Origin of the sequence: Paraburkholderia ginsengiterrae (genome assembly GCF_001645125.1) — a bacterium.
Lineage (GTDB): Bacteria > Pseudomonadota > Gammaproteobacteria > Burkholderiales > Burkholderiaceae > Paraburkholderia > Paraburkholderia ginsengiterrae.
Genome location: NZ_LXKA01000275.1, coordinates 1 through 398 on the forward strand (window position 1 = coordinate 1; position 398 = coordinate 398).

1 pseudogene is annotated in these 398 nt (G+C 44.5%); it reads right to left on the reverse strand.

What is annotated here, in order from left to right:
• Positions 1-26: 26 nt before the first annotated feature.
• Positions 27-398: pseudogene (locus tag A6V37_RS41865) on the reverse strand (hypothetical protein); the annotation flags it as partial.

The following is a 398-nucleotide window of genomic DNA, read 5'->3' on the forward strand; positions in this document are numbered from 1 at the left end:
TTCCAGTACAATATTGTGCTCCTGTTTCATGTGACACATAGGCCATGATGAGTATGCACTAACTTTTGATCAATCATACGCGTCCTTGCAGGTCTGTTTTCGTAATTCCAGCTGATCTGTTTTACTCGTACTTTTAATATGCTATATTGTAGCAAGATGAGGAAACAACAAATGAGAACTTGAAAAATCGTCCTGGGTGTAGCTAGCTGCCTTGGTTCTATTGTGTTTTTTTTTTCAGCCATGGTCAGATCGCCGGCCGCAATGCGTTCGATACGTGACGCAGACTGCTGCAAGGGTTGTATCACCGTGCGACGCAGCACCATGAAGGTCATTAACGTCAATACCAGCGCCAACGTAAATGCGCCAATCATAAACATCATACCGAGTCGGGTACGTTG